Origin of the sequence: Bradyrhizobium sp., from assembly GCF_049586575.1 — a bacterium.
Classification (GTDB): Bacteria; Pseudomonadota; Alphaproteobacteria; order Rhizobiales; family Xanthobacteraceae; genus Bradyrhizobium.
Genome location: NZ_JBAVCF010000773.1, coordinates 1 through 13135, shown reverse-complemented (window position 1 = coordinate 13135; position 13135 = coordinate 1). Strand labels below are relative to the sequence as shown.

At 61.1% G+C, this 13135-nt stretch carries 8 protein-coding genes; all 8 read right to left on the bottom strand.

What is annotated here, in order from left to right; translation table 11 throughout:
• Nucleotides 1-261: 261 nt before the first annotated feature.
• The 8 genes from WB528_RS27735 to WB528_RS27700 all read right to left on the bottom strand — a co-directional run bounded on the left by WB528_RS27735 (nucleotide 262) and on the right by WB528_RS27700 (nucleotide 12938).
• Nucleotides 262-1284: a zinc-binding dehydrogenase gene (locus tag WB528_RS27735; protein ID WP_423892535.1), complete on the bottom strand. Its 1023-nt coding sequence runs from the start codon at nucleotides 1282-1284 to the stop codon at nucleotides 262-264.
• A gap of 141 nt (nucleotides 1285-1425) precedes the next feature.
• Entirely contained in the window at nucleotides 1426-2631 is a 1206-nt protein-coding gene (gene lepB, locus WB528_RS27730; protein WP_423892534.1) for a signal peptidase I, read from the bottom strand.
• 965 nt (nucleotides 2632-3596) lie between these two features.
• Nucleotides 3597-3803, bottom strand: coding sequence for a hypothetical protein (locus WB528_RS27725; protein ID WP_423892533.1), 207 nt, complete (start codon nucleotides 3801-3803; stop codon nucleotides 3597-3599).
• Nucleotides 3766-5934 carry an alpha/beta hydrolase domain-containing protein gene (locus tag WB528_RS27720; protein WP_423892532.1) on the bottom strand — a complete coding sequence of 723 codons (2169 nt, stop codon included), beginning with the start codon at nucleotides 5932-5934 and terminating at the stop codon, nucleotides 3766-3768. Before WB528_RS27720 ends, WB528_RS27725 begins: the two co-directional genes overlap by 38 nt.
• 469 nt (nucleotides 5935-6403) lie before the next feature.
• On the bottom strand, nucleotides 6404-7366 hold the full coding sequence (locus WB528_RS27715) for an ABC transporter permease (RefSeq protein ID WP_423892531.1): 963 nt from the start codon (nucleotides 7364-7366) through the stop codon (nucleotides 6404-6406).
• Entirely contained in the window at nucleotides 7356-8342 is a 987-nt protein-coding gene (locus WB528_RS27710) for an ABC transporter ATP-binding protein (protein WP_423892530.1), read from the bottom strand. The genes WB528_RS27715 and WB528_RS27710 overlap by 11 nt, the downstream gene beginning before the upstream one ends.
• On the bottom strand, nucleotides 8339-9514 hold the full coding sequence (locus tag WB528_RS27705; protein ID WP_423892529.1) for an NEW3 domain-containing protein: 1176 nt from the start codon (nucleotides 9512-9514) through the stop codon (nucleotides 8339-8341). The genes WB528_RS27710 and WB528_RS27705 overlap by 4 nt, the downstream gene beginning before the upstream one ends.
• Nucleotides 9515-9800: 286 nt before the next feature.
• Nucleotides 9801-12938, bottom strand: a complete 3138-nt coding sequence (locus tag WB528_RS27700; RefSeq protein ID WP_423892528.1) for a bifunctional diguanylate cyclase/phosphodiesterase — start codon at nucleotides 12936-12938, stop codon at nucleotides 9801-9803.
• Nucleotides 12939-13135 lie beyond the last annotated feature (197 nt).

Here is a 13135-nt window from a genome sequence, read left to right as displayed (position 1 = left end):
ACCATTGTGCGCGTGCGTCGAGCGGCCATGCGACGGCCCGGCTGCCGGGGAATGCAGTGAATTTGCGCCGTCGCGTGCAGAATTGCCGATCGATGGCGAACCCTACCAGAGGCAGCGTTGTGCGTCTCATCAAATTCCCCCCATGGCAGACATGGGTCATAGGCGCCCTTTTGGCCGCGTCCCCAGAACGTCGGCTTTGCCCCCGTAGCGACGGCAGCCCACGTCTTCCTGGCGGCAATTAGGCGAACCGCGTTTCGCGCCTTAGGGGACAAGGAGCACCTTGCCGATGTTGCGTCGATCCTGGATGAAGTGATGCGCTTTCGCAGCATCATCAAACTTGAAGGTTGCCGCCACCTTCGGTCTGATGATACCGCGTGCGGCAAGCTCCATTAGTGCCTCGCCCCATCCGCGCAGGCGATCGATCTCGTCCCACATATGGCCGACATTTACGCCAAATACGCCTTTGTTCGCGTTCATCAGACCAAGCGGATTAAACTGAAACCATGGCATGTTGGCCAGCATGGAAAGCATTGACAAAATATTGCGCTCCTTGCCGCTCGCGAGCGAAGAAACGCCAAACATCCCCAGCCGGCCGGTAGGGGCAAGCACGCGGTATCCTTTTTTCCAGGACTCGCCGCCGACCGCGTCGAGGATCAGTTCGACACCGCGGCCAGCGGTGATATCGCGGGTCCGTTTCTCGAAATCTTCGGTGCGATAGTCGATGAGATGGTCGACGCCCAACGCGCGCATTTCGTCGTGCTTTCCGACCGATGCCGTGCCGATCACGCGCGCCCCGATGTGCTTCGCGATCTGCGTCGCAGCGATGCCAACCCCACCCCCCACTGAATGGATCAGTACGGTCTCATTGGCTTTGAGGGCCCCCATGACCACGACAAGCTGCCAGGCGGTAAAGTAATTCACTGGAATTGCGGCGCCCTCGAGCGCTGACAGTCCGGCCGGCCGCAGGAAGATTTGCTTCACCGGCACGCAAACCACGTCGGCATATCCGCCAAAGCGGGTCATCGCAATTGCGTCTTTACCGATCCAGCTCTCGTCGACGCCAGAGGCGACAGCCTCGATTCGACCGCTGACTTCGTAGCCAGGCACAACTGGAACGGGCGGCAGATCGGGATATATGCCCATGCGCCCCATGATGTCGGCGAAATTGACCCCACTCGCCTCGAGGCGGATGCGGACTTCTCCCGGCTTCGGCGCTGGATCGGCGGCTTCTCTGACTTGCAGTACTTCCGGCGGTCCAGCGCGGGTAATCCAGATTTGTCGCACGACCACAACTCCCTCGCCCGGGTGGGCCTCAATCTACGGCTGGCATTTTAATCTAAACATTATTCGCAAAACGGCAATTTTTAAACCCGCGGGTCGGTGACGGGTTTGGGGCTCACCGGAATGACAAAGGGACCTCGCTAGTCACCGCACCACCCTGCCCAGCCTCTCGGTGCGCACGCGCGCCGCCGCGCCGGCTTCGCCTGTCTCGCGCGAAAAGAAGATCACGCTGACGCGTCCAATCAAATTCTCAAAGGGAATATAGCCGAGGCTTGAACTGCGGCTGTCGGTCGAATTGTCCCGGTTATCGCCCAGCGCGAAGAAATCGCCATCCGGAACGGTATGGACATTGGTGTTGTCGAGCGGGCTGCTGTCGACGCAATCGAGCGTCTCGTAACTCGCGCCATTCGGCAACGTCTCACGCCAGCGCTTGACAGTGCCGCGCGTGGTGCTTCCGCAGGCATCGTCTGCGACGACAGCGGCGAGCGGCTCGCGCTTGACCGCCACATCGTTGATGAAGAGTTCGCCCTGCTTCATTTGAATGCGGTCGCCAGGCAGTCCAACGACGCGTTTCACGTAGTCGACCGCGTCCTTTGGAACGCGAAACACGACGACGTCCCCGCGCGCAGGCCTGGCCGCAAAGATTCGCCCCGAAGGCAGCCGATCCGAAAACGGCAGCGAAAATCGGCCATATCCGTAGGCAAATTTCGAGACAAAAACGTAATCGCCGACAACCAGCGTCGGCTTCATCGAGGACGACGGGATATTGAAGGGCTGGTAGAGGAAGCTGCGGACGCAAAGCACGGCCAGCAATCCCAGAATCGTGTTGAAGAGGTAGGTCAGCACGGTCCGCCAGAGGCCGAAGCGCTGGACGCGCCCCAGCATCAAGAGGAAGACAACGAACGACCACAGCGAGAAGGCTGCGACCAGCAGCGGAACGCTGTCCAGCGCGCCGCCCTGGCCGGCGCTGGCGCCTATTGCGAGAATGATGACAAAGCCGAGGATGGTCGGCAACGTGCTCCAGGCGAACACGGTGCGCATGTGAAGCGCGCTCGCTTGTCCGCCGAACAACCTGCCGATCCAGCTCAGCATGAAGCCTGACAGATAGAGCCACACGATGCCGGCGAGAGCGCCGAACACCAGCAGGCTCAGCGCCAACGGCCAACTCAGGAGATAGCCTGCGCCGTCGATGACCGAGATCTGGCTGTAGAGGCTCGCGATCGTGCCAAGGATAGCGAGCGGCCAGACGGAATAGGTCGGCCTCGCCGCAACAAGGCGCTCAATCGTCTGGCGCGGACTGAGCCATACGGTAAGCCACGGCGATCGAACGGTCGGGGCGTCAGTCGACATTGGTCCTTACCGGATCGGTAGATCGGTGGCGGCGCCACTATGGCAGATTCAAAGCCGTTGCGAGAGGCCGAAGGGTTCAACGGCCGCTTTGTCGAATAACAGCATTCGATGACGCCTGCTTGCGATTGCGCCAAAACTCTAATTTCGCTAGCGCAATCAACGCTGATTCTACTGTCCACCCCCTCGCGCAAAAATATTCCGCTCTGCCCGTCGGGCAAATCATCTTTATAAGCCCGCGCCGTCCCGTGCCCGATTAAGAGGGGCGCTTCGCGATCGTCACGATTCGTTGGCGCGGGATGCGATGGACGCCGCGATGTCGACAAGACGAACGACATTGCGGCGGACGGCGAAGTCGTGTGGTCCTGACATCTCGACGCTGATGTCAACTCGCAGCAATGCTACGCATTGCGCGGGGATGGTGGCAAGAAAGCCCGATCACCAGGGAGAGCCCGAAGCAAGCCGCTAAACCATCGCGCGGGGAATGCCGGAATGTTTCGGCGTACCTGTGGTGACTACGCTCGTGCGCTTTTTAACTCTGCGTGCGAGGCTGCGGGTGCGGTGAGCACCCGGCATTCCCTGCGCCCTTCTTCTCTGGAGGGTTCTGCTCAACAACTCGGGCGCATTTGCGTCGCGGGAAGGTAGAATTGCGTCCGCACTCAGGTCGTCATTCCGGGGGGATGCGAAGCATCGAACTATGGTGCGCAATTGCGCACCTGAGAATCCATTTCTCCGGCCGCCGTTGCGGCGCAATGAATTCCGGGGTGCCCTTTCGGCGCATCCCGGAATGACGGCGGCATGTGACGGATTATTCGCTGTTTGACATTCACATACGAAGTGGGCCCTCGTCCGCGGCGTTGGAGCAGGATGAGCTCAGGCCCTCACCTCCTGCCGCTGGAACGTGATGTATCCGGCCACGAACAGCACGATGGTCGATGCAATCAGTCCGACGGTCTGCGGCCAGGCGATCATGATGCTTTCGGAGTGCGGCAGCGGCGCACCATCACGGCGCCGCGCAACTGATCCAGGAACACCGCACCCAACGTGCGCGTGGTCGGCGACAGGAAAGCTGAAACGTGTTGCGGGTAGCAAGCTTGCTCGCTACCCGCAATCATGAAGCTAATCGGCTTCAGGTAGTCATGGCTTTCCTGAGCCTTGGCCTGCGTCAGGATCATAGATCAGATGATAGTGGTGGTTGGGCGGCATTCGCCCCCTGCACGCCGGCACCGGATCGGGCGCCGACGCGTTCTCGCCCGCGGTTGGTGCGGGCACGCCTGCGGTGATGCCTGCCTGCAGCAGCCGGTTCACGATGTCCTGCGTATCGTCGCAGATCAGGAAGCGCTCTCGCACGAGATTGTCGACGGCATTCACGACCCTGGCCCGATAGTCGCCGAAGGAGGGGTAACGCTCCTGGACGGAAGGCCGTGGATCACCGGCAGTCAGGCGCGACGCTTTCGTTGACTGGAACGGAATGTATTGGCCGGATGCTTCGCATCCGTCATTCGCCCAGACACCGGAGCGCAAGCCCCAGCCGGTGTAGGTCGCAAGCGGCACGACCAGTTCCGGCAAGCGGATGCCGGCAATGTCGTTGCCGTCGCTGTCGGTCTTCGGCACGAAGCTTGGATAGATCCTGCCGTTGGCCGGATTGTCTTCGTAGTTCGGCACAAACACTGGCGGGTTTATCGTCGGCACGAAGGTGTTGTAGAAATCCGGCCCCATGTTGAAGCGATAACGCGTCGTCTTCAGGCCGGTATAGGTGACGCCCGGAATGCTCGGGAAGCCAACCGAGGACTGGTTGGGGGGCACCAGCGTGTGATCCCGCAGCAGCGGCACCCGTGATGCCGGCGGCTGGATTCCGCCGGTCGACCATTCGTCCAGATCAGTCCACAGCGCCCGCTGGACGGGTGCGGAGTCGAGCGGATTGAGGAACTGCTGGCACAGCCCCTTCGACGTCGGGTTGCCGGCGCCGCCATGCTGCTTGCTCGACAGCAGATAGTTTCGCGTCAGCGGATGATCCGGCAGATCGAACCGGCCGGTCGGGTCGGTGCTCATCAGCGAGCCCGCTTTCACCCAGAATTCGTTGGCCGAATAGAACTCGGTGGCCAGCGGGCAGGTATGGGTTTCTTCGCACCTCCTGTAGCGCCAGTCGCTGGTGCCGGAGATCGGGTCGAAGGTCGGCACGTTGGCGAACGGGTAGAGGCCTTCGAGATAAAGCAGTTCCTGCCGGTTGCGGTTGGTGCGCTTGGTCTGCGACCAGCGGTAGTTCATGTTGATGCCGTCGCCGGCGCCGATCCACTGCATCATCCCGTCGAAGACCTGCCTGTGGCTCTCGTCCTCGTTGAAGCCGAGGTGCACGAAATCATTCAGCGTCCGCGCCGGCTGCGAGGATGTCTCGGTGTAGATGCGGTCGATGTGGCCCCTGATCGGATTCGGCGTGCCGAAGTCGTCATGGGACGAGAACCGCAGGAACGAATTGAAATCGCGAATGGCCGCGAACCCAAGTCCGTTCACCGTCGGATTCTTCGCGGTGTAGGAGAACTCGTAGATGTCGTTGGCGACGAAACTCCCCGAGCTCAACTTGATCGCGCCGTTGGGAATCGCGCTGCCGTCCACCGGGCTGGTCCCGTTGGCGTAGACCCAGGCGCTCGCCGGCACGACCTGTGGCGGATCGTCAAGATGGACGCGATGGGTCAGCGTTGCCTTGCTCTGGTCGGCAGAGGCGGCAGGATAGGTCAGCGTGTAGGTGGCGCCGGGGCTCACGATGTACTCGTATCCCGGCCCGGTCACGGGATTGTTCGGATCGGTGCCGACGATCGGGAGTAAGGCTGTCGCGACGAGGCCGGTCAGCGGCCCGAGATTGTTTTCCCAGCCGGACCACGCCGTGATGTAGCCGCGGGTCCACAGGAAGGAATCGTCGAGCACGGTCGGATCGGTGAGTGCCTGCGGATCGTTGGTTCCGGTCGGCGTGTTGTTCAGCGTCTGATACGTCTTGCCGCCCCGGTTCGGCGGCTCATACATCATTTTGTGATTGCCTTTGCTCGGGTCCAAAGGCTGCAAAATGTAGAAGTTGTGCTGGTAGACGACGTGGCCTTGCGCGTTTTTCGGCGCGAGCTGGATGTCGGTAATAAGCGAATTCTGCGGATTTTTCGGGTCGACCTCGCCGCTCGCGATGCCGGTGATGAACTCATATTGACCGACGCCAGCAAAGGAATGGCCACCGAAGGCCGTGCCTCGGGCCAGGATCTGGATTTGCGTAATGCGCGCCTGCGCAACGGGCGCTGCGACCAGGAAGCTGGTCGCGAGCAAGCTCGCAACGCCAAGCCGGGATAGTTTGTTTTTTCTGGAAAAAGGTACGCGAAACGGCGCACCGCATGCGGTGTGAACCATAAGGACCTCCCAAATATTGTTGTCCGTGCTTTCCGGCCCCGCCAGAGCAGCAGGATCGAGAACGGTTGTGTGAGCAGGATCGGGCAAGGATCAGCCAAAGAATAGGCCGAGCCTGCTCACCCCGCTACCAAAGTTCAACGACGTTCTTGTATGCAAGATGCCATTTCAGAAATAATCGGAAATGGCGACGGAATTTCGCGAGCTGTTGCGCAAAAGTCTCAAAGAGGGCGTGAGGCGCTCGGCGAAGGTGCGGGGCCTCACACTTCAATCGTTCGGCCGATTCACAGCGCGAACAGGGTCTGGCTAATGCCGAAAGCAATTGCTGCCCGGCAGCGAAACAGCGCCCGCGCAACTTGCAGCGCGTTGGCCACGCGGGAGAAAAACGTGCTCAGGCCCTCACCTCCTGCCGCTGGAACGTGATGTACCCGGCCACGAACAGCACGATGGTCGAAGCGATCAGTCCGACGGTCTGCGGCCAGGCGATCATGATGCTTTCGGAGAGCGGTAGCGGCGCACCCATCACGGCGCCGCGCAACTGATCCAGGAACACCGCGCCCAACGTACGCGTGGTCGGCGACAGGATCGCCAGCATCGCCTCGCCAAACAGATCGTTCGGCGAGAAACGCAGCAGGAACTGCGCCCACAGGCCGGTGGCCGGCGTCTCGAGGCCGAGCGCGGCATAGCGCGGATCGGGCGGCGCGATGATCTGCGCCATCGCGGGCGCCAGCATCGGCCATAGCACGGTCAGGAACAGCCAGATCCCGAGCGCGACCAAAGCCGCCGTGGCGCCCGAACGGAACACGATCGACAGCAGCATGGCGAGCGCGAGCCACACGCCGGCATAGAATATGCCGATCACCAGAAACACCAGCGACCGCGCGATCTCTTCTGTGCCCGGCGGCACGCCGAGGAAGATCAGCCCCAGTCCGATCACGAGCAGCCACAACGCGGTGAGGCTGACGGCGAGCGTGGCGAGACCGGCGAGGAATTTCCCGGTCAGCAGCGCATCACGGTAGATCGGCTGCGCCAGGATGCGCGACAGCGTGCGGCGGTTGAACTCGCTGTTGACGGAATCAAAGCCGAGGCCGATCGCCATCAGCGGGATCAAAAATCCGAGGATCGCCACGAAGGACGGCAGCGGCGCGTTCGACAGCGTGAACAATCGCAGCAGCAGGAACGGGTCCTCCGCGGTATTGGTGCGCAAATTGTCGATCGCGCCGTAAAGCGCGGCAAGCGCCGTCAGCACGATCAGCAATTCCAGCACCAGCATGCGAACGCTGGAGATGTTGTCGGTCAGTTCCTTGGCAAACACGGTGCCAAGACCCTGGAACGGTGAGCCCTCACGCCGCATGACGCGTTTCTCCCGATTGGTTGCCCTGGAAGTAGCGGGCGTAGATCGCCTCCAGGCTGGGCTCGTCGACCGACAGCCGCTTCAACGATCCGTTCACCGCGACCACCGCCCGCGCGGCATCCGGCCGGACGTCGCGCTCGGCCGTCATTCGGAATCGATCTTCCGCCAGCGTCTCCACATGGGACACGCCGGGGATGGTCGACAGGCGCCGCGCGATGCCACTGCCCTCCGCCTCGACCTCGACAACGAAGCCAGCACCCAGCACCTGGACTGACAGCTCGGCGACCGAGCCCATCAGCACGATGCGCCCGGACTGGAACAACGCGACGCGATCGCAGATGCGCTGCACCTGGTCGAGCAGATGCGACGACAACAGCACCGTGATGCCTTCGGCCTTGAGCTCGCGGATCAGGTCGAGGAATTCGAGGGTCGCCTGCGGATCGAGGCCGGAGGTCGGCTCGTCGAGAATGGCGATCTCGGCTTTCTTGACGATGATCTCGGCAAGCCCCAGCCGCTGGCGCATGCCGCGCGAGAAGGTCGAAACGCGCTTGTGCGCGACCTCGTCGAGGCGGACGCGCTGGAGCGCTTGCTCGATCCGCTGCCTCCGCTCCTTCAGCGAAAGCCCCATCAGCTTGGCCGTGTAGGCCAGATTTTCCACCGCCGAGAGATGATCGTAGAAGCCGACGGAATCGGGCAGATAGCCGACCCGCTGCTTCACCTGCAGCGGTTGCCGGACCGGATCGAACCCGAGCACGCTGATGCGGCCCGACGAAACTTCGGTCAGGCCCAGCATCATCAGGATCGTGGTGGTCTTGCCGGCCCCGTTGGGGCCGAGCAGGCCAAACACCTCGCCCTTCCGGATGCCGAAGCTGATGTTGTCGACGGCCCTGGTCTCGCCGTAGCGCTTGGTCAGGCCTTCCGCGACGATGACGGTATCGGTGGACGGAAGCGCGGCTTCGTTGCGAACGTCGGTCATCGCCGTCCGAACCTTGCAACCGCGCCCAGCATCAAGAGCAGCGCGATGCCGATGACGCCGGCGCCGGCCATCCCCCACACCGTCGAGGTATTGACGGTGATGCGGAACTGGCTGGAGGCATTTTCGCCGCGCGAGTTGGCGCGCACCGAGACCATGTAGTCGCCGGCGAGCGACTTGTCGCTCGGTGTGACCAGCGCCTGCACCTCGGCGTCCTTGCCCGGCACCAGGCGATCGATGGTGGCCGGATCGAACGTGACCTTCCAGCCCGATGGCGAGCTTGCCGAAAGCTTGACGTTCTCGGCCGGCGCGCTGCCGCTATTGGTGACGACGATCGGAATCGAGGTCTGTTTCGCGGCTACCGCGCGCGCGCTCAACAATCCGTCGCGCCCGGCGACCTGGAGCTGCGGCTCACCGACCACATCGAGCGCGAGATCGACGTTGGCGGAGGCGTCTTCCGCCTTCACCGTCACGGCGACCGGGAAGTGCCCGGCGTCGATCGTGCTCGGCGGCCGCACCTTGAGCTTGACGTCCTTGGATTGGCCGGCGTCGATCGGAATCGAGGAGAGTTCCTGGCTGCCATAGGCTTCGGTAAACGAGGTCTCGAAATTCTCGGGCGCCTGCGCCGAGAAGCTGACGTTCAGGTTACGCCCCGAGTCGTTCTTGATCGACAGCGTGTATTCGAAGTTGGATTTCGGGCTGCCGCGCAACGAGGGCAGCTGCGCCTTCACCGTGAGCTTGGCTGGCAATTCCTTGGCCAGCGCGACCTGGATCGGCAGGATGGTCTGGTTGCCCTGCCCTTTCGCCTCGACCGTCAGGGTTTGCTGGTCGAGCTTGCTGTTGGCCGGCACGTCCAGCCGCAGTTGGAGCGTGACGTCCTTGTCGGGTGCAGGCATCGCAGCCGCCACCGGCTGTCCGCCGCCGAGGATCGTGGCGGTCCAGCCGCTCGGCACACCGGACACCGAGAGCTGGTAGCGATCCGGCGCGAGGCCATAGTTCTGCAGACGCAGCGGAATGTTGGAGGTGGTGCCCGGCCTGATCGTGACCGCCGGATAATCGGTCATCAGATAAAGGCCCTTGACGTTGGGGTCGTGCTCGTCCGCTGCCATAGCGGGGCTGAGCAGAGCGAGAGTGAGAACAATGAAAGCAGTATGGGCGAGAGCGGACGCTCGCATGACAACACCCCTCGAAGTGAGTGAGATATTTGGAACTTGTATTGCGCCGCCGAACGGGGCGCGAGAGGCACCCACAATCGCGCCCAACTTTTGAAAAAGTTTGGCAGACCAATTACAAGTGAGTGATGTCGGCCGTTTTCGGATCAGACTTTGGTTTTTAGACTTTAGTCCTGCGATCCGGCGTGACGCGAAAAATCGCGGCGCGTTTTGTTTCGCAGGTGTGATGGATTCCGAGCCCGCGCTTCGCACGCTCCACAATAAGCGCGATCCAAACCGATCGCTTTGACTACGCCACCATTTCCCTGGGCGCGAGCGTGGCGTGCAGATCGAGCTGGGAAATCGGAACGGGCCGGCCGAACAGATAGCCCTGTACGAGGTCTACGCCCGCAGCACGCATGTATTCGAGCTGTTCTTCCGTCTCGACGCCCTCGGCGGTCGTAACGGTGCCGAGGCCTTGGGCGAGAGCGAGCGTCGAGGCCACGACCGCCTTGCAGTCGCGGCGACTGAGCACGCCTTGCGTGAATGACTTATCGATCTTGATCTTGTCGAACGGAAAGTTCGACAGATAATTGACGGAAGAATAGCCGGTGCCGAAATCGTCGAGCGCCATCGATATCCCGAGATTCTTGAGCTGGCGTATGGTGGTGAGATGGGCTTCCTGATTTTCAAGCAGGGAAGTTTCGGTAATCTCGAGCTCCAGCCGTCCCGGCGCCAGACACGTCTCCACCAGCGTCGACAGGATGATCTCGAAGAGATTGTCCTTCTTGAATTGAATAGCCGAGATGTTGATGGCCAGCTTGACGTGCGCGGGCCACGAAGCCGCGTCCGCACAAGCCTGGCGCAAAATCCATTCTCCGAGAGGCGCGATAAGACCTGTTGATTCCGCGAGGGGAACGAACTGGTCCGGACCAATCAGACCCCTGGTCGGGTGTCGCCACCGGACCAGAGCCTCAACGCCGCAAAGCATTCGGGTATTCGCATCCACCACGGGCTGGTAATGCAGCTCAAACTCTTTGCGTTCGATCGCGTCGCGCAGTTCGTTCTCTGCCGTGCGCTGCGTATCGGCAACCTCGAGAAGCTCGTGTCGGAAAAACCGGTAGTCGTTCCTTCCATTGGCCTTTGCGTCGTAGAGCGCAAGGTCGGCTCTCTTCAGGAGTCCCTCCGGATCAGTCTCGTGTTCCGGGGTCAAGACAATCCCGATGCTGGTCCCCAGGCTCGCCCGATGTCCATTGAGATCAAACGGCTGCGATATCGCCTCGACGATCCGAAGCGCGAGCGCAATTGCCGCCTCGCGCTGATTGGGTGCATCCTCCTGGATGATTGCGAATTCGTCGCCGCCCAATCGCGCCAGCACATCGGTTTCCCGAACCGTGGACTGCAGGCGTTTGCCGACCTCAATCAGCAATTTGTCTCCGGCCGGGTGCCCCAGGGTATCATTGACGACCTTGAATTTATCGAGGTCGATCATCATGACGGTGATGGTGCCCCCGTTCCGCTTCAGGCGCTTGCTCGCCTCTTCGAGCTTCACATTGAACTCTGCGCGGTTTGGAAGACCCGTCAGCGCATCGTGGCGCGCCAGGTGGATGATCTCGGCTTCCGCACGCCGCCGTTCGGTGATGTCTTCGTGCGTGGCCAGCCACCCGCCTTCGGCCATTGGCTGCCGGGTCACAAGGATGAAGCGCCCATCGGAAAATTCTTCGACCCTGGACGATGCAGTATCGCGCGGGAGCTGATTCAAGGAAGCGATCTTTTTCTTGGCCGCGGATTTGCTCGTCTCTCCCTTGAGAATGCCGCGAGAGATTCGATCGGCAATGATCGCCCCGTGAGGCGTTCCGACCTTCAGCAGGTCCGGCTGCAACCGGTATAACTCGGCATAGCGCTCATTCCAGACGACGAGACGCCTCTGGCTGTCAAACATGCAGAGCCCCTGCGTCATGTTGCTCAGGGCGGCGTCAAATTGCATGTTGATGCGCGCGAGTTCGGCTGTCTGTTGAAGGACCTCATTTTCCTGGCGTGACCGTTCGGTGATGTCTTCATGGGTCGCCACCCAACCCCCGTCGGGCAGCGGCCGGTGGGTGATCTGAATTGAACGTCCGTCCGAGGATCGCAGGGTGACCGAATCTCCGCGAGCAGCATGTTCCAATATCCGGGCACAATATTCGTCGACCTCGACCTGAATGAATCCCAACTCATTTCGATGGACGATCAGATCGCGAAGGTAGCAGCCCGGTTTCACCACGTCGGGCGACAACCCGTACATCTCGATATATCGCTGGTTACAGACGACGAGCCGCCTGAACCGATCGAACAACGTCAAGCCTTGCGTCATATTTTCGACGGCGGTATCGAGACGCTGCTTTTCCAGCTTCACCCGGTTCTGAGATGCCAGGTGCTGCCACGACAGGCGGCGAACGATCAGCACAAGAATCATGGCGGTGATGATCGCTGCAAGACTCGCGGCCACCACCAGGAATTTGGTTTGCGCCCGCCATTCGGCGAGCGCCGATTCTACGGTGGTCGTCGCCACGATTGAAAGCGGAAACCGGACCAGGCTCCGGACGGACACCAGTCGCTCGGCGCCGTCGACAGGGCTGATCAACCGGGCAGTACCGTGGTCCAGTCTCAGCAAGGCGGCCTGCGGTGTCGGGCCTTCCATAAAGTTCTCGCCGATCGCCTCTTCGACGTGTGGATAGCGCGCCAGCAATGTTCCATCATGATGGTGCATCGATATCGCAGCATCTTTTCCGAGCGCGACGGCGGAGAAAAACTCCTCGAATTTTGCCGGTGCAATGGCCCGCGAAACAATGCCCAGAAACTCGCCATCTCGCCCAACCACCTTGCGGGCAATCAGTGTTTTCCATTTTCCGGTGAAGCGGCTGAGCACCAGTTCGATTTGGGGTCGCGCCACGTCTGGGTCGGACTTGAGCGCTTTGAAATAGGCGCGATCGTCGATCTTGACGTTTGGAACGGCGGTCACTTCCGATGAATTGATGAGAATTCCCTCAGCGTCATAGATGTTGACGCCGGCGATCTTGTATGCGCGGCTAACCCGTTCCTTCAACAGCAGATGCATCTCGGGAGTGGACATCTGACGCCTGAAATCGTCAGGAGAATCGATTCCGGCTTGATGTATTTGTTCGATGATGTCGACTAACGGCACTTCCGCATCGTCAAGTTGCTGGTCAAAGTGACGAGCCAGCAGCAAGACGGTATTTTCCAGCTCGCGTTCGCTGCTCTCGATCGCGTGGTCGCGGGAGTTGCCGATCATGGTGACGGTGCCGATCGCAATGGCTGCAATCAGCAGAATACCGCAAACAATGAGCCACAGAATTGGATTGCGTCGGCCAGGCAGTTCACCGTCGGCTAAAATGCCGGCGTCCACCACACCCTTTCCACCGACCGAGTTTTTGCTGTTCATCAGCATTTTTTTGCTCCCCGGCCAAAAGCATAAAATCCGACCGTGGAGTTCCCGTTAGTAATGTCGGTTATCAAAGAGTTAATATCGAAGCCTGCTCATTGATCCGCCTGATATTTTTTTGATGGCGGTGCAAAACTGAGGTCACGATCGGCCGCCGTCACGGGTATTGGGTGCCGCGCCCATCACGCCAGCAGCGCGCGGCC

Coding starts and splice junctions, on each gene's coding strand:
- lepB (WP_423892534.1), bottom strand. CDS start 2,631: ATGTCGACTGACGCCCCGACCGTTCGATCGCCGTGGCTTACCGTATGG.
- WB528_RS27725 (WP_423892533.1), bottom strand. CDS start 3,803: ATGATCCTGACGCAGGCCAAGGCTCAGGAAAGCCATGACTACCTGAAG.
- WB528_RS27715 (WP_423892531.1), bottom strand. CDS start 7,366: ATGCGGCGTGAGGGCTCACCGTTCCAGGGTCTTGGCACCGTGTTTGCC.
- WB528_RS27710 (WP_423892530.1), bottom strand. CDS start 8,342: ATGACCGACGTTCGCAACGAAGCCGCGCTTCCGTCCACCGATACCGTC.
- WB528_RS27705 (WP_423892529.1), bottom strand. CDS start 9,514: ATGCGAGCGTCCGCTCTCGCCCATACTGCTTTCATTGTTCTCACTCTC.
- WB528_RS27700 (WP_423892528.1), bottom strand. CDS start 12,938: ATGCTGATGAACAGCAAAAACTCGGTCGGTGGAAAGGGTGTGGTGGAC.